The sequence below is a fragment of the Rhodococcus sp. 114MFTsu3.1 genome (assembly GCF_000383555.1).
Taxonomy (GTDB): Bacteria; Actinomycetota; Actinomycetes; order Mycobacteriales; family Mycobacteriaceae; genus Rhodococcoides; species Rhodococcoides fascians_E.
This window is the reverse complement of record NZ_KB911552.1, coordinates 33,888-51,697: the sequence shown is the minus strand read 5'-3', so window position 1 is coordinate 51,697 and position 17,810 is coordinate 33,888. Positions and strand designations below refer to the sequence as shown.

Genomic DNA, 17,810 nt, shown 5'->3' with positions numbered 1-17,810 from the left:
ATGTCGGACGGGACGACATTCTGCCGAGACTGCAGGCCACAGCGCCTGTGTTCGCGTCGTTCGTCACACGGCACAATCGCAGTGCGGATGACGAGTCCACCGACGCCGTTCGATGACGTGCGAGCCGAGGTCGATCTCGACGGTCGTGTCGATCAACGACGGTCGACGGTCGCGGACGAACTGGTGTATCTGTCCGAGAACGACCGCCGCGGCTGCCAGGACGGTGGGTTTGTCCGCATGCCCGACGCTGCCGAGGAGCTGCGCGGAGATGTGCGGCCACTGTGGGTCGAGGCCGCCTCTGGTCAGGTCGGCGCACCGGAGACAACTCGTCGTCCCCGGAATGACGAACGGACCGACCACGCCCGTGCCGTCGCGCAACCGAACCTGCACGTGCGGTGTTCTGGCGCGAACCAGCTCGGTCACGAGATGTGGATCAGGGGCCAGGTCGTCCGTGAGTACCGCGACATCGCCGGCCGTGATGGCGGAGCCCGCGACTTTGCCCGCCCCCGACGAGGAACGCCGGACCGTGATCGAGGACGACGTCGGGAGGACCGCGACGACAGCGTCGGCCAGCGGCCCGCGTCCGACGACGTGTACCACGGTCTGCGTCGTTCCCTCGGGAACGTGAGGCCGCGAACGCCCTTCGACCAACAGTTCTGCCTCGACGAGCTCGGCCAGCAGTGTGGACATCGCATTGGCGGACATCCCGACGGTGCCCGCGTACCAGATCGTGTGGGCTCTCGAATGAACTCCGTCGAGCCGACGCAGTAGATCGACGAGGACGTCGTACTCGACACCCGGCGGAGGCGTGACGACGAACGACCGATCCGGATTCCACCCGAGTCGGATCGTGCCGTCTCGTTGCGAGAACACCGGTACGTCGAGCCTGGGCCGCCGCAGCATCGGAACCGGCTGGGCAGAGTGGGGTGATTCCTGGGCGGACATGGACGCAGAGTTGCACACGACGCATCCCCGTCGACGGCGTCGAGGACGGGTTATCCACAGGCCGTCGGACGCCTCACCAGCGCGATCGAGACAAAACGAGGGATGCGCCGAAAATTTCGGCACACCCCTCGTCGACCGTGAATTCGGGATCAGCCGGTGCTGCCGGCGTCCCCGTCCTTCTCGTCCGCGTCCTTCTTGTCCCCGTCGTCCGTGTCCGTCTCGTCCGACTTGTTCTTGGCTGCTCGTTCCTGAGCCTCCATGGCCTCGAGCTGAGCGATGGGGTCGTCGAAGGAGCTGGACCCTCCGCCGATGACGCCGTCGACGAACCCGGCCGGGTCGTCAAGATCGGACGACACCGGCAGGAGGTCCGGGTGGGCCCAGACGCCGTCGCGTCCCTCGATCCCTGCGGCGGTGGTGAGTCGACGCCACAGATCGCCTGCTTCGCGAACCTTGCGCGGACGAAGTTCGAGGCCCACGAGCGTCGCGAACGTCTGCTCGGCCGGTCCACCGGATGCACGTCGGCGACGAATGGTTTCCGCGAGCGCCACGGCGCCGGGCAGCCTTTCCCCGAGGGCTTCGGAGACGACCGTCTCCACCCAGCCTTCGACGAGGGCGAGCAGAGTCTCGAGTCGTTCGAGCGCCTGCTTCTGTTCGGGAGTCGTCTGCGGCTCGAACGCGCCCTGCTGCAGAATCTCCTCGATCTTCGACGGATCGGTCAGCGACGCCGGGTCGAGGCCCGACGCGGCTTCCTCGATGGCCGAGAAGTCCATCCTGATACCGCGTGCGTACTCCTCGACCGTCGCCAGCACGCGCTGACGAAGCCACGGAACGTGGCTGTACAGGCGCTGGTGCGCAGCTTCGCGGGCTGCGAGGAACACCAGAACTTCACGTTCGGGTTGTTCCAACCCCTCGGTGAACGCCGTGATGGACTCGGGGAGAAGCGCGGACACTCCGTTCGGTCCGAGGGGAATTCCGATGTCGGTCGACGTCAGAACCTCCTTGGACAGCTGCCCCAACGCCTGGCCGAGCTGGGAACCGAACGCCATGCCGCCCATCTGCGTGAGCATCCCCATCATCGGTCCCGCCATCTGCTGCGCTTCGGCAGGCAGACCGGCAGTCCACATTCCGGAAATCTGCTCGGCCACCGGATCGCACAGCCTCTTCCAGGTGTCGATCGTGTTCTCCAACCAGTCGACCGGAGTCCACGCCGACGTCTTGGACGCACCAGCGGGAAGAGTCGTCGCGCCGTCGAGCCACAGTTCCGCGAGATGAGCGGCCTCGGAGACCGCGTCGGCCTTGCCCTTGCCGACGGGAGTGAAGTCCCCGATCTGCTGGCGTGCCAACTGCTTGGCCAGGTCGTAGTTGACCGGGCCCGCAGCGGAGCCACCGGCACCGGGCGTACCCATGCCGCTCAACATCTGCCCGAACTGGGTGAGCATCTGCCCCAGGGCCGCAGGATCGAAACCCTCGGTGCCGAAGCCGAAACCGCCGGGATTACCGCCGGAGCCCTCGCCACCGCTCTGATCCTTCTTCTTGTCCGGATCCTCGTCGGAGCCCTGAAAACCGAAATTGCTCATAAGTCAACGGTACAAGGCGAGGGCGCGAACAGCACCGCTGGTGATCACGCTTACGGCGAACGCTGTGAGTGGAGCCTGCGGAATGAACCAGGAGGCTGTGAGTGGAGCCTGCGGAATGAACCAGGAGGCTGTGAGTGGAGCCTGCGGAATGAACCGGTGGGCTGTGAGTGGAGCCTGCGGAATGAACCGGTGGGCTGTGAGTGGAGCCTGCGGAATGAACCGGTGGGCTGTGAGTGGAGCCTGCGGAATGAACGGGGAGGCTGTGAGTGGAGCCTGCGGAATGAACGTGGTGGGTTCTGACGGGGGTCTCACATCGTCGTCACAGTCGGCGGATCTATGTTTGTCGGGTGAATCGTCGGATTGCCACTCTTGTCGCCGCCCTCGTACCGGTTGTCGTGCTCGGTGTGGTCGGTACCGTCGTGACGGTTCCGTTCGCTGCGCTCGGACCGGGACCGACGTACAACACCCTCGGTGATGCGGACGGGGTTCCTGTCGTGCAGATCGACGGGACGGATGTCGATCCCACCACCGGGCATCTGAACATGACGACGGTGGCGGTGCGTGATCAGCTGAACATCTTCGAAGCGCTCGGTTACTGGGCGAGTGGACGGCAAGGGCTCGTCCCGCGCGAGGAGGTGTATCCGCCGAACAAGACGAAAGAAGAGGTCCAGGAAGGCAATCAGGCCGATTTCGAACAGTCCGAGAACAGTGCTCAGCTCGCGGCGCTGCACCATCTGGGACTGCCCGTTGTTCTCGTCGTCGGTTCGGTGGCGCCCGACGGTCCGGCCGCAGGCCTGTTGAACGAAGGTGAGCGGCTCGTGTCGGTGGCGGGGGAGCCCGTCGCTTCGGTCAGCGCTGTGCGTGAGTCGGTCAGTGCTCGCTCACCGGGGGAGTCCGTCGACATCGTCGTGGAGAAGGACGGTGCCACCCGGACCGAGTCGGTGGTGCTCGGTTCCCGTCCCGACGATGCGGAGTCCGGCTACCTCGGGGTCACACCTGCCGAGGAGCCCGACGTTCCGTTCACGGTCACGTTCAACCTGGCCGACGTCGGCGGGCCCTCGGCCGGTCTGATGTTCAGCCTGGCCGTCGTCGACAAGTTGAGTCCCGGCGAGCTGAGCAACGGCGATTTCGTCGCCGGGACCGGCACCATCGATTCGGCCGGAGCAGTCGGGCCGATCGGCGGCATTCCGTACAAGCTGATCGCTGCGCGTGAGGCCGGGGCGACGACGTTTTTGGTGCCGTCGCAGAACTGCGACGAGGCGTCGCAGAACGTTCCTGCCGGACTTCGTCTGGTCAAGGTCGACTCGCTCGACGGAGCCATCGACTCGCTCGATGCCCTCGGCCGCGGGGAAGACGCGCCCAGCTGCTGACGAACCGAGGTCAGTCGTCCTCGACGAGGTCGAATGTCGCGTGCAGGGCGGCGACGATGCCGGGTGCAAGGCCCTCGTAGAGCAGGAGCTCCACCGGGGCGAACGGATCCGCGTCCTCGTCGGGCTGCAACTGCAGAAGGGTCAGGGACGGACCGTCCTTGAGCACGGCTGCGATGAGCCTGCCGTCCTTGCGGTCGGGATGCGCATGGGCGGCGGCGCGGGCGGCGTCGTCGGCCGCGTCTCGGTCGGCGAGAAGTGGGACCAGTGCGTCGTCGAGTGCCGACTCCGCGGTGGGAGGCAGGACGACGATCTCCTGCACCAGTGCGCACCCGACGACACCGTCCGGCCACGTCGTGGTGGCCAGGAATTCGTCGAGCGCGGGCGATCCGCCGGTGATGTCCTCGGGTAGCGAGTGCTGCTGGATCGGGGTGAGCAACGCACCGTCGGCGAGGTCGTCGAGCAGTCCGGGTTCGGCGGCCGCCAGAAGTTCGGTGGGAACCAGCGCGAACAGCTGGGGGACCTGACCCCAGCCTTCACCGTCCACGAAGTCGGCGACCTCGCGCGCGCACCGCCCGAGAGCGGCACCGAGGGCATCGTTGTCGGCGTTGGGTTCCACGCCGTCACGGAACAGGTCGTCGCTGAAATCGCTCACCCGCCCATCTTCCCATTCCGCTGTTCGGCCGTCGCCGACCCATGGTCCGCGCGCGCAGGACGAAGGGGTGTCAGCGGCCGGTGCCGCCGTTCCGTACAGTGGTTCCCAAATCGGACAGGCGACGCACTCGGTGCGCCGTCGAACCCCATCAGCGATACCTAGGTGTATCGCCCGAAGTTGGAGTGTGGCACGTGGGCATGAGGGCCCCAACCGGTCTACCGTCGCTGTCGCGGCGCGGACGGATTCTACTTGTTCTGGCTTTGGTCCTCGCAGCGTTGCTGCTTGTCGGCCCTCGCCTCATCGACACCTACACGAACTGGCTTTGGTTCGGGGAGGTCGGCTTTCGGCAGGTCTTCACGACCACGCTGCTGACGCGCGTCGTTCTGTTCCTGGTCGTCGGATTGTTCGTCGGCGCGGTGGTCTTCGCGTCGCTGCTGCTCGCGTACCGCAATCGGCCGGTGTTCGTTCCGGTCGCCGGTCCGAACGATCCGGTCGCCCGCTATCGCACCACGGTGATGAGCCGTCTGCGCCTGTTCGGTATCGGAATACCGTTGGCGTTCGGCATCATCTCGGGACTGATCGCGCAGACCAACTGGGTGACGGTCCAGTTGTTCCTCAACGGTGGCGAATTCGGAATCACCGACCCACAGTTCAACTTGGACTACGGCTTCTACTCGTTCGATCTGCCGTTCTACCGATTCATCCTGAACTGGCTGTTCGTCGCGACGCTGATCGCATTCTTCGCAAACCTGCTCACGCAGTACGTCTTCGGCGGAATCCGGCTGGCGGGTCGTGAGGGCGCTCTGACCCGCGCGGCGCGCATCCAGCTCGCGGTGCTCGCCGGATCGTTCGTGTTGTTCAAGGCGATCGCGTACTGGCTGGACCGGTACTCGCTGCTGTCCAGCGGACGCAAGGAACCCATCTTCACCGGTGCCGGCTTCACCGACATCAACGCGGTGCTTCCTGCCAAGCTGATCCTGCTCGCCATCGCGTTGATCTGTGCCGCAGCCTTTTTCGCCGCGATCTTCCTCCGTGATCTGCGTGTTCCCGCTCTCGCGACGGCACTCCTGGTGTTGTCCTCCATTCTCGTCGGCGCGGTCTTCCCGCTGCTGATGGAGCAGTTCTCGGTCCGACCGAACGCGGCCGAGAAGGAGCGTACGTACATCGAGCGCAACATCGCCGCGACGCGTGACGCGTACGGCATCGGGGACGATCAGGTGGAGTACCAGCCGTACTCGGGAGAAGGCTCGCAGAATCCCCGCGAGAGCGACGCGGACATCACGACCATCGCCAACACTCGTCTTCTGGATCCGAACGTGCTGTCTCGCACGTTCACCCAGCAGCAGCAGCTGAAGAACTTCTTCGGCTTCCCGTCGACCCTGGACGTCGACCGTTACGAGATCGACGGCCAGCTCCAGGACTACATCGTCGCCGCCCGTGAGCTGTCGCCGGAGTCCCTGACCGGTAACCAGACCGACTGGATCAACCGCCACACGGTCTACACCCATGGAAACGGCTTCGTCGCCGCGCCGGCCAATCGCGTCAACGCGGCCGTCGAGGATCCGACAGCAGAGGGTGCCACCAGCAACAGCGGCTACCCGATCTACACCGTCAGCGACATCGCCTCGCAGGGCCAGGATCAGGTCATCCCGGTCGATCAACCTCGCATCTACTACGGCGAGGTGATCGCCCAGGCCGACCCGGACTACGCCATCGTCGGCGCGACGGGCGCCGGTGACCGTGAATACGACACGGACGATTCCAACTACACCTACACCGGTGCGGGCGGCGTCTCGGTCGGCAACTGGTTCAACCGTCTCGCCTTCGCGGCGAAGTATGCCGAGCGCAACATTCTGTTCTCGGGCGCCATCGGTGACGACTCCAAGATCATCTTCAACCGCGATCCTCGGGACCGCGTCCAGAAGGTGGCCCCGTGGTTGACGACCGACACGGACTCCTACCCGGCGGTCGTGGACGGCAAGATCGTCTGGATCGTCGACGGTTACACCACGTTGGAGAACTTCCCGTACGCGCAGCGGGCGTCGCTGGACGGTCTGACCGCGGACAGCATCGAGCCCACGACCGGCAGGCCGCTCCCGCGCGAGGAAGTGTCCTACATCAGGAACTCGGTCAAGGCCACCGTCGACGCATACGACGGCACCGTGACGCTCTACCAGGTCGACGACACCGACCCGGTGTTGAAAGCGTGGATGGGTGTGTTCCCGGATTCGGTTCAGCCGGAGTCGGATATTTCGCCGGAGCTTCGGTCGCACTTCCGCTACCCGGAGGATCTGTTCAAGATCCAGCGCGAGATGCTGGCCAAGTATCACGTCGACAACCCCAGTGAGTTCTTCACCAACAACGCGTTCTGGTCGGTTCCCAGTGATCCGACGGTGGACGGCGGAACGGACTTGAATCAGCCTCCGTACTACGTGCTGATCGGTGATCCGGAGACCGGTGAACCGTCGTTCCGTCTGACCAGTGCGATGGTCGGGTTCAACCGTGAACTTCTCTCCGCGTACATCTCGGTGCGTTCGGATCCGGAGAACTACGGAAAGTTCACGGTGCTGCAGCTACCGACCAACACGCAGACGCAGGGTCCACAGCAGGCGCAGAACTCGATGACATCGGATTCGCGCGTGGCCTCGGATCGGACGCTTCTTCAGCAGTCCAACACGATTCAGTACGGCAACCTGCTGACCCTGCCCATCGCGAACGGCGGCATTCTGTACGTCGAACCGCTGTACACCGAACGGAACACGGCTTCGACGTCGACGTTCCCACAGTTGACCAGGGTTCTCGTCAGCTACCGCGAGCCAGGTTCGGGAGGCGGCGTCCGCGTCGGGTACGCCGCAACGTTGTCCGAGGCCTTGGACCAGGTCTTCGGATCGGGTACAGGTACCGCGGCGACGGCACCGGGAGGTGACGCCGCGGATCCGCAGTCGACGGCGGAAGCGCCCGACACAGCGAACGGCACCGAGCAGGGAACGGCGCCGGCACCGGCGACCACGCCGCCGGCGACCGGTGGTCAGCCATCGGCCGCGGAGGTGCAGCGTCTGAACTCTGCTCTGGCCGACGTCAGGTCTGCGCAGCAGAGCGGCGACCTGGGTCGTCTGGGTGACGCGTTCGATGCCCTTCAGCAGGCCATCGACGCGTACAACGCCAACTGACCGTGCACTGATCCGGCAGCCGCACACACGAAGGCGCCCGCATCGCTTCTCTTCCTGAAGCGGTGCGGGCGCCTTCGTATATCAGCAGGTCAAGCCTGCGGACGGATTCAGCGTCCGATCGACGCGAGAACCGGGTTGGTGCTGACGAGCTGCTCGAACTGAGCGCTCAGGCCGTACTGGTCTGCAATGCCCTTTGCGGCGTCGAAGCCCTGCTTGGCTGCTGCGGTTGCCTGATCGACAGCCTGCTGCGCCGGTGCCTGGAACTCGGGCGCGACCGGAAGTGCCGGTGCTGCGGGAGCAGCGGGTGCCTCTTCGACAGCGGGTGCGGCCGGTGCAGCGGGGGCTGCCTCGGGCTCCGGGGTGGATGCACCGGTGGTGAGGTTCTGGCCGCAGACCGGCCATGCGCCGACGCCCTGGCTCTGCAGCGTGTTCTCGGCAACGCGAATCTGCTCTGCCTTCGAGGCGTTGTGCGGCGATCCGGTGCCGCCGTTGGCGGTCCAGGTGCTCTGCGAGAACTGCAGGCCGCCGTAGTAGCCGTTTCCGGTGTTGATGTTCCAGTTGCCGCCGCTCTCGCACTGTGCGACGCCGTCCCAGTTGTGCTCGGCTGCGCTGGCGGTGCCCACGGAAAGGCCGAGGGGAATCGCAACGACGGCGCCGGTAACGGCGGCCCATCCGAGTGCACGCTTGCCGAAATGAGTTTCCTTGGTCATGCGGGGTGAATCCTCTCCGCGCTTGCCTGCGCAACCCAGCCAGGGGACGACGATCGTTCGTGGTCGTCTCCGGGCACCGTGTACGAGAGGCCGGCGGGAGGACTCGGTGCGCGGCGTCGTACGTGTTGCGGCTCTGCCCCCGTGCGTATCGGGGAACCGTTCCCCGCGGGGCAGAGCGATGCAGCGGCGGGGGCGGTACTGACCCTGCGTTGTAGGGCCGACCGTGAAGGTAGTCGAGGATCGTCGTGACGTCACACAAAGAATTCGGGAACCCCCTGTCCATCATGTGAGACGGGTATTGGTGAAACTGCAGGTGGGACGGCCCCGGAATGTATTCGAGTCCCGTTCGTTACATAGCTGTTATGTGGGATGTCTCACGCAGTTTCTGTGGTCCAGCGCACTGGTTTCGGCTGTTGTTTCCGGTATTTCGCATGTCGAACGACGCAACGGTGTACTTGTCGACGGCTGTGCACGCGATTTGCATCCGGCGGACACCTTCGGGTAACTTCATCTCTTGCAACGCGGGGTGGAGCAGCTCGGTAGCTCGCTGGGCTCATAACCCAGAGGTCGCAGGTTCAAATCCTGTCCCCGCTACCAACGCAAGAACCCGGCACCGTTCGACGGTGCCGGGTTCTTTGCTGTGTGCCCGAGGTGAGCGCCCTTTCGCTCGCATGCAGTCCACTCGGCCGGCCTTCGGCGGCGTTCCGGTAGTTTGTCAGGACATAAAGACTTAATGGTTCGCGACAGGAGACGGCAATGGCAGATGTGAACGAGGAACAGGCACGGTGGGCCGCTGTGCATGCGCGAGTCGTGGAGCAGGAGAAGCTGATCGGCTTCGAGCGCTTCGACTACGACGATGCCTGGGCTGTCGGATCTACCTTGGTTGCCGCAGCCCGAGACACAGGGTTGCCGATAGTCGTATCGATCGTGTTCGGCGAGCAGCGGGTTTTTCACGCGGCCGTCGCCGGCAGCACGGCCGTGAACGACGACTGGGTCGGCTACAAGATCAACACCGTTCGCCGACACAATCTTTCGTCGTACGGGGTAGGCAGTCAGTATCGATCGGAAGGTCGGGACTTCGACGCCGAATCGCGGTACGACAACAGCCGATACGCAGCAGCAGGCGGAGCTGTTCCCATTCGAGTAGCGGGGTCACTCATCGGCGTCATCGGGATTTCGGGCCTGCCGGAAGCCGACGACCATCAGATGGTCGTCGACGCCCTTGCTTCGCATCGATCGCGCGCGATTCCAGCCGAACTGCGGGTCGGCAACTAGCTCGAGGAATCCGATTCCGTGCTCGCTGCGGACGATTCATCCGTCTCGTCCGCGGTGAGGTCGACGGTATCGACCCCCTCGAGAGCCGTGAGCTCCTGTTCGGCCTCGGCGATGAGTCCCTTGGCTTCGTCCTTGATCTTCTTCGCCCACTCGGACATCGTTGCCCTCACTTCCATCGAATATCGATTCCTGCAGTCCTCTCAGTCTATGAGTGTCGGTTCCGGCCCCGAGCGGGCAGCGTCGGACTCGTCCATCCGACAGTGACCCTGCAGTCCGTTTCGGGCATCACGAGCCCGCGGCCTCCCGAGCTTCGTCGGCCCGCCGTCGGAGGTAATCGCGCTCGGGTATCGACCCGGCAGTCGCGCACGCGCGCTCGAAACAGGTCGCTGCGTCCGACGATGCACCGAGGCGGCTGAGTACGTCGCCGCGAGCAGCGTGATACGGCGAGTAGGCCTGCAGGGCGGGTTCGTCGGCCAACGCGTCGAGCTCCATCAGCCCAGCGACCGGCCCGTCGCGCACCGCAATTGCGGCTGCTCGGTTCACAGCGACGACGGGAGACGGGGCGAGCGACATCAACACGCCGTACAGTTCCACGATCTGCGCCCAATCGGTGGCCTCCCACGTTTCCGACTCCACGTGGAGGGCTGAAATCGCGGCCTGTACCGAGTAGGGGCCGGCGGCTCCGCCCGTCAGCGCCCGTACGGTCAGGTCGGCTCCCTCGTCGATCATCTCCCGATCCCACCGGGCCCGGTCCTGCTGGTCGAGCATCACGAGCGTTCCGTCGCCGTCCACTCGTGCCGCAGAGCGCGCGTGAACCGACAACATGAGCGCCAGCAATCCCGTCACCTCCCGTTCGCGGGGCAGCAGGGCCTGCAGGATACGGGCGAGCCGAATTGCCTCGTCGGCAAGATCGACACGGACCAGGTCGTCACCGCTCGACGCCGCGTACCCCTCGGTGAAAATCGAATACACGACCTGCAGCACCACCGTCAGTCTGGCGGGCAGCTCGTCGGGGCCGGGTATTCGAAACGGAACCCGGGCCTCTCGGATCTTCTTCTTGGCCCGTGAGATTCGCTGACCCGCAGTCGATGACGGGATCATGAAAGCCCGGGCCACCTCGGCGGTCGTGAGCTGCGCGAGGCAACGCAACGTGAGCGCAACTCGGTCGTCGACGTTCAGTGCTGGATGCGCGCACATGAAGAACATCTGCAGCCGTTCATCGGGCACGTCGTCGTCGAAGGCGCCGGCCGCGAGCGACTCGGTTCGCTGCCCGATACCCGCGCGATCCTGCTCGATCTGAAGTATCGCCAGCTTGGTCGAGAGCGTCCGATCTCTGCGGAGGCGATCGACCGCCCGGCGCCTGGCCGTGGTCAACAGCCAGGCGCCGGGTTTCGTGGGCACTCCGTCGATCGGCCAACGCTGCAACGCAACCTCGATCGCTTCCGAGGTGACTTCCTCGGCCAGGTCGATGTCGCCGTAGCGGTGCACCATCGACGCCAGAAGTCGCCCGTGCTCCTCCCTGAAGACGTCCGAGAGGGAGGCGCGTACGTCGTCGGACACCGGCGTGACGCCGTCAGTACTCGGCGACAGGACGGACGACGACGGAGCCCCCGCCCTTGGAACCGGGGCACCGTGCGGCCCAGTCCAACGCGGCGTCGAGGTCGGGGACATCGATGATCTCGAAGCCCCCCAGAACCTCGCGGGTCTCCGCATACGGTCCGTCGGTGATGCTGCGTTCTCCGGACGAATCGACCTGCACGGTCGTCGCCGTCGTGAGGTCGGCCAGTGCGTGACCGGTGACCCATACGCCTGCGTCCTGCATCTCCTTGCCGTACTGCACCCAGTCCGACGGAGTGCATCCGTTGTCGAAATCGGCACGCGGTGCGTTGATCAGCAGCATGTACTTCATGGTGTCCTCCATCGAATTGCTCTTCTGTCTGCGTACATGATGACGACGAACGGGATACGCCGTCTTCGACACGACCCGAAGAAGTTTTTCGGTGGACACCCGATTCTTCCGTCGATACGCGACGTGGCCCCGCGAACCTCACGGTCCACGGGGCCACGTCGTCACAGCTACATCACTTCAGTTCGGCGGATGTCTTTCCGAGAACACGACGGGCGACGATCAACTGCTGAATCTGCTGGGTGCCTTCGAAGATGTCGAGAATCTTCGCGTCACGGCTCCACTTCTCGAGCAGAAGGCGCTCGGAGTAGCCGTAGCTGCCTGCCAGTTCGACGGCCTTGAGCGTGATGTCGGTGGCCGAGCGGCCGGCCTTCGCTTTGGCCATCGACGCCTGCAGCGAGTTCGGCTCCTTGTTGTCGGCCATCCACGCGGCCCGCAGCGCGAGCAGATGAGACGCCTCCCAATCGGCCTCGAGACGCAGGAACTCGGCTGCCGCGGCATGCTGACTGTAGGCGGGAGTGGTGTACGAGATCTCCACGCCGGCCTCGTCGAGGATGGAGCGCAGTTCTTCGAGGGCGGCACGAGCCACACCGATGGCCATACCTGCGACGAGCGGGCGAGTGTTGTCGAACGTCTGCATGACGCCCGCAAAACCCTTCTCGGTGTTCACCTCGGCGGAACCGAGGAGGTTGTCCTTCGGGATTCGGCAATCCTCGAGCAGGAGAGCGGCGGTGTCCGACGCCTTGATACCGAGCTTGTGCTCGAGCCGAGCAACACTCAGGCCCGGTGCGTCACGCGGTACGACGAAGGACTTGATCGCCGCGCGGCCCTTGGAACGGTCGACACTCGCCCACACCACGATGTGCGTCGAGCGTTCACCGGCGGTGACGTAGATCTTCTCGCCGTTGAGGACCCACTCGTCTCCGTCGAGCACCGCAGTCGTCGTCACGGCAGCGGAGTCCGAGCCGAAGCTCGGTTCGGTGATGGCCATCGATGCCCACACCTTGCCGAAGCGTTCGAGCTGCTCGTCGGTGGACACGGCCGCGATGGCGGAGTTGCCGAGGCCCTGGTACGGAATGGACAGTGTCAAACCGACATCGCCCCAGCAGGTTTCGATGACGTTGACCAACGCAGCCATGTTGCCGCCGTTGGCATTGGCGGTCTTGCTGGGCTTCGGAGCGCTCTCGCTGTCCTTTTCCCGGCCACCAGCGGCGCCGCCGACCTCGGTACCGGCGTCGGACATTCCCTCCACCATGGATGCCATGGTGTCGAGTTCGACGGGGTACTCGTGCTCGGCGAGGTCGTACTTGCGAGAGATCGGGCGGAAGATCTCGGCCGCAACCTGGTGAGCCTGATTCGCCTGTGCCCGAAGCTTCTTGGGAAGTTCTAGATTGATCATGAGTTCAGTCCTTGACCGATGAGTTGCCTACGAGGATGGGGGCGAATCAGATGAGGACGATGCCCTCGGTGACACCGACAGCGCGGAGATCGCGGTACCAGCGTTCGACCGGATGTTCCTTGGTGAATCCGTGTCCACCGAGCAACTGCACACCGTCGGAACCGATCTGCATGCCCTTCTCGGCGGCGAGGCGGCGGGCGAGTGCTGCTTCACGTGCGAACGACTTGCCCTGCTCGGCTCGCGATGCGCCGCGAAGAGTGACCAAGCGCAGCCCGTCCAGCTCGATCGCGATGTTGGCGACCATGAACGCAACCGCCTGGCGGTTGCTGATCGGCTCGCCGAACGCCTCGCGCTCGTTCACGTACGGAATCACGTAGTCGAGGACGGCCTGGCCTGCGCCGACTGCGAGAGCGGACCAGCCGAGCCGGGCAAGGCTGATGGCGTCGGCGTAGTCGAGTGCGCGCTGATCTGCGTCTCCATCACCGAGCAGTGCGGATTCCGGAACCGCGACGTCGGTCAGTACGAGTCGACCCAGGCCGGCGGCACGCAGCCCCATGCTCGGATCGGCTTCGACGACGAGACCCTTGGTGTCGGACTCGACGATGAAGAACGCAGGCCTGCCTTCGAGTTCGGCGGCAACGACGAACAGTTCGGAGCTACCCGCCGCAGGCACGACGCTCTTGACGCCGTTGAGCTTGAATCCGCTGGGGGAGCGCACGGCCTTGGTCTGCAGAGCGAACGGGTCGAACAGTGCACGCGGCTCGTTGACCACGACGGCCGCACCCGGGACCTTCTCACCGACGAACGCGGGCAGGTAGGTCTTCTGCTGCGCGTCGGTGCCCCACTGCGTCAACGCGACCGCGACACCGCTCGGCGCGAGGATGGGAAGCGCGAGTCCGAGGTCGCCGTGGGCAAGCGCTTCCGCCACCAATGCGTTGGTGACGGCGCCACGCTCGGTGGCCGCGCCGTCGAGTTCTTCGGGAACGTTGATGAAGGTGATGCCGAGTTCAGCAGAGCGACGAACGAGATCCTCGGGCGACGATGCTGCCGCATCTGCGTCGTGCGCTGCGGGTCGGAGGATCTCCTCGGCGAACTCCTTGACGGTCTCGACGATCATGCGCTGCTCGTCGTCCGGAGTGAGGTCGAAGTAGTCGAGGTTCTTGACCGCGGCGTCCTCGAGGCGTTTCGGCTTGTCGCCTCCGGTGACCTTCGCGAACGTGCGGTTGGCGGCGCCGAGGGTCTTGAAACCCGTCTTGGTGCTCTCGTACGTCACGCGGTCGATGGTCTGGCGAAGGTTGTACTTCTCCGCGAGGTCGGACCCGGTGATTGCCGTGAGCACACGCATGGCGGTGCCGATGGCGTCTCGCTTGAACGGGTTGAGGCCAACTGCGGATGTATCGCGAGGCGCCTTGCGCTTCGTCTCGATGACACTGTCTTGCTTGCTCATGATCACCAGCTGTTTCTCGGCGTCGGGCTCGGACGGGATCTATCTTACTCCCGGGTAAGTTAGCTGTCTACTCCCGAGTAAGAAGTTGGCCCTTCGCGCACGTCACACCCGTTGTGGGAGCATTCGAGCATGCCTGTCATCGCTTCGATCTTCGCTGCCGTCGCCGCCGCGCTGCACGTGGTCATCTTCTTCATGGAATCCGTCGCGTGGACCAAGCCCGCCGTCTGGCGCAGATTCGGAGTCGCCAGTCAGGCCGACGCCGATGTGGTCCGCCCGATGGCCTTCAATCAGGGCTTCTACAACCTGTTTCTGGCAGTGGGAATCGTGGTGGGCCTGTTCCTCGGAGGCGACGCCGGGGACGCGATCGTCGTGTTCTCGTGCCTCAGCATCGTCGGTGCCGCATTCGTGCTGGCCACCGGCGGGCGGAAGTACTTCCGCCCGGCCGTGATCCAGGGCATCACCCCGTTGTTGGCATTGCTGTTCGCAGCTTTCCTGTGAGTGGAAATGTCGCGACTTCTGGTCGCTCCGCAGGCTCCGCCCCTGGCCCTGGCCTCGATTTCCACTCACGTGCGGCGGAGCCGCGTCAGAACCTCGTCGTGCAGAAGGGCGTTGGTGGCCACTGCGCTTCCGCCGTGCGGGCCTGCGGCGCCATCGAGTGAGGAGAAGCGCCCACCTGCTTCCCGAACCAGGATGTCCAGGGGTGCCAGGTCCCACAGCGACACCTCGGGTTCGGTCGCGATGTCGAGGGTGCCCTCGGCGAGGAGGCAGTAGGAGAAGAAGTCGCCGTACCCGCGAACCCGCCACACCTCGTCCGTCAGGTCGACGAATCGATCTCGCAGCCCACGCTCCTTCCAGCCGGACAGGCTCGCGAAACTCAAACTGGCAGAGCTCAGTTCGCGAACCGACGATACTGTGATGGAACGAGGTTCGCCGCCGTCGTAGGACGTCCACGCGCCCCCGTCCTTGGACGCCCACCAGCGCCGGTTCAGCAACGGAGCACTGATCACGCCCACCACCGGAATGCCGTCTTCGAGCAACGCGACGAGCGTGGCCCAGATCGGCACACCTCGCACGAAGTTCTTGGTTCCGTCGATCGGGTCGACGACCCATTGGCGCCCGTCGAAGACAGCGTCGCCACCGAACTCTTCGCCCAGGACGGAATCGTCCGGCCGCTCGTCCTGGAGGATGGACCTCACCTTGTTCTCGACGGCGAGGTCGGCGTCGCTGACCGGGCTCAGGTCGGGTTTGTCGTCGACCACCAGGTCGAGAGCGAGAAAACGATCCCGCGTGATGACGTCGGCCCGGTCGGCGATGGACAGTGCGAGCTGCAGGTCAGCGGCAGAAAAAGTCACGCGTCAAACACTAATGCCCGGGGTGTCGGTGGCACCGTCACCCCGGGCGCTGTGCACGTCAGGCGGTGACTTCGTTCAACTTCCCGGTCGCGACGTCGAAGACGAATCCGCGCACCGAGTCGTGCTTCGTCACGAACGGGCTCTGCTCGATCCGCGCGAGCGACTGCCGCACGTCGGCGTCGAGGTCGGGGAACGCTTCGGCTGCCCAGTTGGGCTTGATGCCGATCTCGTCCTGGATGCCGTTCTTGAATTCGTCGTCGGTGAACGTCAGCATTCCGCAGTCGGTGTGGTGAATCAGAATGATCTCCTTGGTCCCGAGCAGACGCTGACTGATGGCGAGCGACCGAATCTCGTCGTCGGTGACGACGCCACCTGCGTTGCGGATGACGTGCGCCTCGCCTTCGTTCAATCCGAGAATGCGGTAGACGTCGAGACGCGCGTCCATGCATGCCACCACCGCAACGTTCTTCGACGGTGGAAGCGGGAGCGGTCCGGTGAACTGTGCCGCGTACGCCTCGTTGTTCTTCAGGTACTCGTCGGTGACCGACATCGATTCTCCTCCAGAAATTTCTGCGTGGGGTGGGGCTGCGCAGATGGCGCCGACTGTGGGCACCCCTGCGGTTGGGGTGAACCGTGGTCAGCGACAGAGACTGGCGCCGGTCCTGCAGAAATCGACGTGGAGGCGCGCAACCAACAGCAGGGGGTGCGCGGCATGGTCGCATGCGTATGTGTCGATGCCGAGAAAACTAACAGGAGATCGACGTTCGGGCCAGGGCTCGCGATCCACAGCCGTGCCTGCTCACGCCCTTGAAGGGCCCGTCGGCACCGTAGAAATCCTGCTCGTCGGGCAGCGTTGGTCGGGCGAGCGCGCCGCGGCCGGTAAACTTCGATCTCGTGCATCCTGACGTCTCCGCGGACCTGAACGAACTCGACATCACCCTCACGACGATCGAGTCGGTTCTCGACGTCGAGGAACTACGTCGCCGGATCGACGAGCTCGAACATCAGGCTGCGTCGCCGGACCTGTGGAACGACCAGGAACACGCTCAGCAGGTCACCAGTCAGCTCTCGCACGCGCAGGCCGAACTCCGCCGCGTCGAGGAACTGCGGGGGCGCCTCGACGATCTGCCGGTGCTCTACGAGCTGGCCGAAGGAGAAGAAGGCGACGCAGCAGCGTCGGCGACGGCCGATGCCGACGCCGAGCGGGCATCGCTGCGCGAGGACATCGCCGCGGCCGAGGTGCGCACGCTTCTCTCCGGTGAGTACGACCAACGTGACGCGCTCGTCAACATTCGTTCCGGTGCAGGCGGCATCGACGCCGCGGACTGGGCCGAGATGCTCATGCGCATGTACATCCGCTGGGCGGAGAAGCACGGCTACGGCGTCGAGGTCTACGACACGTCCTACGCCGAAGAGGCCGGAATCAAGAGCGCTACCTTCGCGGTGAAGGCTCCGTACACCTACGGCACGCTGTCGGTCGAGCAGGGCACCCACCGCCTCGTCAGAATCAGCCCGTTCGACAACCAGGGACGACGGCAGACCTCGTTCGCCGAGGTCGAGGTGCTTCCGGTCGTCGAGACGACCGATCACATCGAGATTCCCGAGGGTGACATCCGAGTCGACGTCTATCGGTCCAGCGGTCCGGGCGGACAGTCCGTCAACACCACGGACTCGGCCGTGCGTCTGACGCACATTCCCACAGGAATCGTCGTGACGTGTCAGAACGAGAAGTCGCAGCTGCAGAACAAGGTGTCCGCGATGCGGGTCCTCCAGGCCAAGCTGCTCGAGGTCAAGCGCAAGGAAGAGCGCGCCGAGATGGACGCCCTCAAGGGCGACGGCGGAAGTTCCTGGGGTAACCAGATGCGCTCCTACGTGCTGCATCCGTACCAGATGGTCAAGGATCTGCGCACCGAGTACGAGGTCAACAACCCCTCCACCGTGCTCGACGGCGACATCGATGGTTTCCTGGAAGCAGGAATTCGATGGCGTATGCGGGGGGACGAGTAG

Annotated in this window: 16 protein-coding genes, 1 tRNA gene and 1 pseudogene; 6 read left to right on the top strand and 12 right to left on the bottom strand. The window is 64.8% G+C overall.

Annotated features, from left to right (window positions below):
• Positions 1–63 precede the first annotated feature (63 nt).
• The 3 genes and pseudogenes from H292_RS0116420 to H292_RS28875 form a co-directional block, all read right to left on the bottom strand.
• Positions 64–945, bottom strand: a complete 882-nt coding sequence (locus tag H292_RS0116420; protein WP_020112086.1) for a hypothetical protein — start codon at positions 943–945, stop codon at positions 64–66.
• A gap of 149 nt (positions 946–1,094) precedes the next feature.
• Positions 1,095–2,522, bottom strand: a complete 1,428-nt coding sequence (locus H292_RS0116415; protein ID WP_020112085.1) for a zinc-dependent metalloprotease — start codon at positions 2,520–2,522, stop codon at positions 1,095–1,097.
• 50 nt (positions 2,523–2,572) lie between these two features.
• Positions 2,573–2,764, bottom strand: a pseudogene (locus tag H292_RS28875) (hypothetical protein); the annotation flags it as partial.
• Between the two features lie 105 nt (positions 2,765–2,869).
• Here H292_RS28875 and H292_RS0116405 point away from each other — a divergent pair.
• The gene (locus tag H292_RS0116405; RefSeq protein ID WP_020112083.1) at positions 2,870–3,892 is read left to right on the top strand and encodes a YlbL family protein; all 1,023 of its coding nucleotides are present in this window, start codon (positions 2,870–2,872) and stop codon (positions 3,890–3,892) included.
• A 10-nt stretch (positions 3,893–3,902) separates the two neighbouring features.
• On the opposite strand, the gene H292_RS0116400 is transcribed toward H292_RS0116405, so the two are convergent.
• Entirely contained in the window at positions 3,903–4,508 is a 606-nt protein-coding gene (locus H292_RS0116400; RefSeq protein WP_170947479.1) for a PPA1309 family protein, read from the bottom strand.
• A 227-nt stretch (positions 4,509–4,735) separates the two neighbouring features.
• Between H292_RS0116400 and H292_RS0116395 the strand changes: the two genes are divergently transcribed.
• On the top strand, positions 4,736–7,714 hold the full coding sequence (locus H292_RS0116395) for a UPF0182 family protein (protein WP_026347936.1): 2,979 nt from the start codon (positions 4,736–4,738) through the stop codon (positions 7,712–7,714).
• A gap of 107 nt (positions 7,715–7,821) precedes the next feature.
• Here the strand turns inward: H292_RS0116395 and H292_RS0116390 are convergent, their stop codons facing one another.
• Positions 7,822–8,424: a transglycosylase family protein gene (locus H292_RS0116390; protein WP_019666048.1), complete on the bottom strand. Its 603-nt coding sequence runs from the start codon at positions 8,422–8,424 to the stop codon at positions 7,822–7,824.
• A gap of 520 nt (positions 8,425–8,944) precedes the next feature.
• Here H292_RS0116390 and H292_RS0116380 point away from each other — a divergent pair.
• Together H292_RS0116380 and H292_RS0116375 are read left to right on the top strand one after the other, a co-directional pair.
• Positions 8,945–9,021 (top strand) — tRNA-Met (locus H292_RS0116380).
• A 159-nt stretch (positions 9,022–9,180) separates the two neighbouring features.
• Positions 9,181–9,699, top strand: coding sequence for a heme-degrading domain-containing protein (locus H292_RS0116375; RefSeq protein ID WP_020112081.1), 519 nt, complete (start codon positions 9,181–9,183; stop codon positions 9,697–9,699).
• On the opposite strand, the gene H292_RS28195 is transcribed toward H292_RS0116375, so the two are convergent.
• The 5 genes from H292_RS28195 to H292_RS0116350 form a co-directional block, all read right to left on the bottom strand.
• Positions 9,696–9,875 carry a hypothetical protein gene (locus H292_RS28195; protein ID WP_141216288.1) on the bottom strand — a complete coding sequence of 60 codons (180 nt, stop codon included), beginning with the start codon at positions 9,873–9,875 and terminating at the stop codon, positions 9,696–9,698. The genes H292_RS0116375 and H292_RS28195 overlap by 4 nt on opposite strands.
• A 109-nt stretch (positions 9,876–9,984) precedes the next feature.
• A complete protein-coding gene (locus H292_RS0116365) occupies positions 9,985–11,259 on the bottom strand; it encodes an RNA polymerase sigma factor (protein WP_020112079.1) in 1,275 nt (424 codons plus the stop codon).
• A gap of 13 nt (positions 11,260–11,272) precedes the next feature.
• A complete protein-coding gene (locus H292_RS0116360; RefSeq protein WP_027498870.1) occupies positions 11,273–11,608 on the bottom strand; it encodes a YciI family protein in 336 nt (111 codons plus the stop codon).
• A 172-nt stretch (positions 11,609–11,780) separates the two neighbouring features.
• The gene (locus H292_RS0116355; RefSeq protein ID WP_019666043.1) at positions 11,781–13,004 is read right to left on the bottom strand and encodes an acyl-CoA dehydrogenase family protein; all 1,224 of its coding nucleotides are present in this window, start codon (positions 13,002–13,004) and stop codon (positions 11,781–11,783) included.
• A gap of 46 nt (positions 13,005–13,050) precedes the next feature.
• The gene (locus H292_RS0116350) at positions 13,051–14,457 is read right to left on the bottom strand and encodes an acyl-CoA dehydrogenase family protein (protein ID WP_019666042.1); all 1,407 of its coding nucleotides are present in this window, start codon (positions 14,455–14,457) and stop codon (positions 13,051–13,053) included.
• A gap of 123 nt (positions 14,458–14,580) precedes the next feature.
• Here H292_RS0116350 and H292_RS0116345 point away from each other — a divergent pair, with 123 nt between their 5' ends.
• Positions 14,581–14,949 carry a DUF1304 domain-containing protein gene (locus H292_RS0116345; protein ID WP_019666041.1) on the top strand — a complete coding sequence of 123 codons (369 nt, stop codon included), beginning with the start codon at positions 14,581–14,583 and terminating at the stop codon, positions 14,947–14,949.
• 65 nt (positions 14,950–15,014) lie between these two features.
• On the opposite strand, the gene hisN is transcribed toward H292_RS0116345, so the two are convergent.
• Both hisN and H292_RS0116335 read right to left on the bottom strand, forming a co-directional pair.
• Positions 15,015–15,803 (bottom strand): histidinol-phosphatase, encoded by a 789-nt coding sequence (hisN, locus tag H292_RS0116340; RefSeq protein WP_020112077.1) that lies wholly within the window; start codon positions 15,801–15,803, stop codon positions 15,015–15,017.
• Between the two features lie 58 nt (positions 15,804–15,861).
• A complete protein-coding gene (locus H292_RS0116335; protein WP_019666039.1) occupies positions 15,862–16,353 on the bottom strand; it encodes a beta-class carbonic anhydrase in 492 nt (163 codons plus the stop codon).
• Positions 16,354–16,697: 344 nt separating this feature from the next.
• Between H292_RS0116335 and prfB the strand changes: the two genes are divergently transcribed.
• Positions 16,698–17,810, top strand: coding sequence for a peptide chain release factor 2 (gene prfB, locus H292_RS0116330; protein ID WP_019666038.1), 1,113 nt, complete (start codon positions 16,698–16,700; stop codon positions 17,808–17,810).

Excerpts from the sequence above, each read along its gene's own strand:
- H292_RS0116335 (WP_019666039.1), bottom strand. The coding sequence starts at position 16,353 with ATGTCGGTCACCGACGAGTACCTGAAGAACAACGAGGCGTACGCGGCA.
- H292_RS0116345 (WP_019666041.1), top strand. The coding sequence starts at position 14,581 with ATGCCTGTCATCGCTTCGATCTTCGCTGCCGTCGCCGCCGCGCTGCAC.
- H292_RS0116355 (WP_019666043.1), bottom strand. The coding sequence starts at position 13,004 with ATGATCAATCTAGAACTTCCCAAGAAGCTTCGGGCACAGGCGAATCAG.
- H292_RS0116375 (WP_020112081.1), top strand. The coding sequence starts at position 9,181 with ATGGCAGATGTGAACGAGGAACAGGCACGGTGGGCCGCTGTGCATGCG.
- H292_RS0116360 (WP_027498870.1), bottom strand. The coding sequence starts at position 11,608 with ATGAAGTACATGCTGCTGATCAACGCACCGCGTGCCGATTTCGACAAC.
- H292_RS0116390 (WP_019666048.1), bottom strand. The coding sequence starts at position 8,424 with ATGACCAAGGAAACTCATTTCGGCAAGCGTGCACTCGGATGGGCCGCC.
- H292_RS28195 (WP_141216288.1), bottom strand. The coding sequence starts at position 9,875 with ATGGAAGTGAGGGCAACGATGTCCGAGTGGGCGAAGAAGATCAAGGAC.
- H292_RS0116415 (WP_020112085.1), bottom strand. The coding sequence starts at position 2,522 with ATGAGCAATTTCGGTTTTCAGGGCTCCGACGAGGATCCGGACAAGAAG.
- H292_RS0116420 (WP_020112086.1), bottom strand. The coding sequence starts at position 945 with ATGTCCGCCCAGGAATCACCCCACTCTGCCCAGCCGGTTCCGATGCTG.